The sequence below is a fragment of the Stenotrophomonas sp. genome (genome assembly GCF_031995405.1).
In the GTDB taxonomy this organism is placed as follows: Bacteria; Pseudomonadota; Gammaproteobacteria; order Xanthomonadales; family Xanthomonadaceae; genus Stenotrophomonas.
Map to the genome: position 1 here is coordinate 5,678 of NZ_DAMAGC010000046.1, position 2,839 is coordinate 8,516.

Consider the following 2,839-nt stretch of genomic DNA (forward strand, 5'->3'; position numbering starts at 1 on the left):
TTCCAGGGGAGCGTCGTGCTGGGCAGCCATCGGGGGGCACATCTTGAAAAGAGACGGTCATTCTACCGGTTCGCCCGGATCGTCCCCCGACCCGGGCCGATTTGCGTTTATTCAACGCTGCGTTGATCCCCTGCCAACATCCCAACCGTCAGGGTGGAGGCTCACTTGCGATGGAGATGGCTCATGCGTGCATTGTTTGTCGGTGGCGTAGTCGACAACAGCGAGATGGACATGGAGGGCGCGCAGCCTCCAGTGCATTACCCGCAGGACAGCGGCGGCGGGCATTCACGCTACCGCCTGCACCAGGTGGGCAAGCAGGCGGACGGCAGCGTGGCCTATGCGGTCTACGGCGCGCCGGACATGGCCGATGACGAGGTGGCGCGGGTAGCCGACGAACGCGCTTACGCGCGCCGTTTCGAGGCAGAGCCGGAGGTCTTCCAGCACTGATCGGCGCAGTGTGATCCGGCGTCTCCGCGCCGGATCAGCCCAGACAGGGGGTTCCCGTCATTCCACCGGCGGCAGCTGTCGGATCGCCGTAATCCGGTCCAGCCAGACCAGATGCTGCTGCACCGGGGTATCCAGGTCATCCAGGCGGAGCTGGCCGTTGCTGCCCTCTTTCTCGTCGGCGTCGCGATACTGCTGCAGGGTCGGCTGCACCGCGACCGTGCCCAGCAGGCGGCTGCCATCGTCGAGGGTCACTTCGACACGGGTCTGACCGTGCAGCTGCGGCAACAGCGCTTCAAGGGCGGCGATCCGCGCCGGATCGGTGTGGATGGTGGGGGCGTAACGGGACATGTGGACTCCTGTGGCTTACCCCGTCGATTGTGGGCAAGCCGACGTCAACGGGTCGGCAAGGCGCGTTGGTTCCGGGTCTTTGGGGCAAGCCGATCCCGTAAGGGCAACCGACCAACGGTCGGCTCTACGGATCAGCGTCGCGGGGTGCCGAGCACGCTGCGCACCGCCGAGACCAGCTGGGCGACCGAATAGGGCTTGGCCACGTGCTCCTGGAAACCCGAGGCCAGCGCGCGCTTGCGGTCATCGGCGCGCGCCAGCGCGGTCACCGCCACGGCGGGCAGGGCGTCCGCTTCCACGCCGATATCTTCGCGCAGGGTGCGCACCAGGCCGTAACCGTCCATGCCGGGCATGCCGATGTCGGTCAGCAGGACGTCGATGGCGGTGTGGCCACCCTCGTCCAGCAGTGCCAGCGCTTCACCGGCCGAGGCCGCCGCGGTGACTTCCGCGCCCTGCTCCTCCAGCACCCGGCGCAGGTATTCGAGCACCTCGGGCTGGTCTTCCACCGCCAGCAGGCGCAGGCCCTTGAGCGGGTACGGTTCGATGATCTGTTCGCCGATCGGGCCGCTGAACACCTCGCGCAGCGGGCGACCATCGGCCTGTGGCTGGTACTGCGGCAGGCGCACGGTGAAGGTGGCGCCGTGGCCATGCCCATCGCTGGTCGCCGACACCGCGCCGCCGTGCAGTTCGACCAGCTGCTGGGCAATTGCCAGCCCCAGTCCGAGCCCACCGTGGCGCCGGGTGGTGGTGCCATCGGCCTGGCGGAAGCGGCTGAACAGGTGGCGCAGAAATTCCGGGGCGATGCCGTCCCCGGAGTCGGCCACGCTGATCGACCAGTGGCCGCCATCCGCGCGCAGGGTCACCGTGACGGTGCCTTCGGCCGGAGTGAACTTGATCGCATTGGAGAGCAGGTTCCACAGCACCTGCTGCAGCCGCGTGGCGTCGCCGAGCACCAGCGCCGGGCCGTCGGGCAGTACCAGGCCCATCTGCAGCGCCTTGCCTTCGGCGACCAGCTCCTGGGCACCCATCGCTTCGGTCAGCTGGGTACGCAGATCGAGCACTTCCACTTCCAGCTGCACCTTGCCCAGCAGCATGCTGCTGAGGTCGAGCATGTCGGAGATAAGACGCTTCTGCGCCATCGCGCTGTTGGCGATGACGCCCAGGCCCTTGAACAGCGGGCTGGTGTTGTCCACCCGCTGCAGCAGGAGTTCGCTCCAGCCCAGGATGGTGGTCAGCGGGGTACGCAGTTCATGCGACAGCGTGGCCAGGAACTCGTCCTTCAACCGCGCCATGTTCTCGGCGGCACTGCGTGCGGCGCGCTCGGACTGCAGCAGCTCCTCGCGTGCCATCTCGATCTCGCGCCGCTCGGTCACATCCGGGCTGCTGCCGGCCAGGCCGATGAAGCGGCCCATCCGCGAGAAGCGCGGACGCGCGTTCATCTCCAGCCAGCGCCACTGCCCATCGGCGCGGCGACCGCGCACCAGTGCGTGCATCGAGCGCTGCGCTTTCAGCGCTTCCTGCAGTTCGTAGTCGAACACCGACGCATCGTCGGGATGCACCAGGCCCTGCCAGACCGCTTCGGGCACGCGCTCGTCGCCACCGAAGAACTCGGTGAACGCGCTGTTGACGAACCGGGCATGGCCCACCTCGTCCAGTACCCACACCGGCATGGGCAGTCCGTCGGCCAGCGCACTGAAACGCGCCTCGCTCTCGGCCAGTTCCACCTCGATCTGCTTGCGGTTGGTGATGTCGAAGAACACGACGGCGACCTGGTTGTCGCCCGGGGCACCCACGCGCACCGCTTCGACCGAATACCAGCGCCCAAGCGCGCGTGCCTCCTGCTCGAACTGCCGCGGCTGGCCTGTCGCGGCCACCTGGCCATAGACCTCGAACCATTCGGTTTCGTGCCCCGGCACCACCTCGGTGACGCGTTGGCCGAGTACCCCGATCAGCCCTGTATTGCGCTCGAATGCCTCGTTGAACTCCAAAAACCGGTAATCGACCGCGATCTTGTCCTCAAACAGCACCTCGATCACGCAGAAGCCGG

Annotated in this window: 3 protein-coding genes; 1 reads left to right on the forward strand and 2 read right to left on the reverse strand. The window is 67.3% G+C overall.

What is annotated here, in order from left to right:
- Positions 1–183 precede the first annotated feature (183 nt).
- A complete protein-coding gene (locus RTO53_RS10245; RefSeq protein WP_256775156.1) occupies positions 184–447 on the forward strand; it encodes a hypothetical protein in 264 nt (87 codons plus the stop codon).
- 57 nt (positions 448–504) lie between these two features.
- Here RTO53_RS10245 and RTO53_RS10250 read toward each other — a convergent pair whose 3' ends face one another.
- Both RTO53_RS10250 and RTO53_RS10255 read right to left on the reverse strand, forming a co-directional pair.
- Entirely contained in the window at positions 505–795 is a 291-nt protein-coding gene (locus tag RTO53_RS10250) for a DUF3247 family protein (protein ID WP_312237691.1), read from the reverse strand.
- Between the two features lie 131 nt (positions 796–926).
- On the reverse strand, positions 927–2,839 hold a 1,913-nt coding region (locus RTO53_RS10255), incomplete at its 5' end, for an ATP-binding protein (RefSeq protein WP_312237692.1).

Coding starts and splice junctions, on each gene's coding strand:
- RTO53_RS10245 (WP_256775156.1), top strand. CDS start 184: ATGCGTGCATTGTTTGTCGGTGGCGTAGTCGACAACAGCGAGATGGAC.
- RTO53_RS10250 (WP_312237691.1), bottom strand. CDS start 795: ATGTCCCGTTACGCCCCCACCATCCACACCGATCCGGCGCGGATCGCC.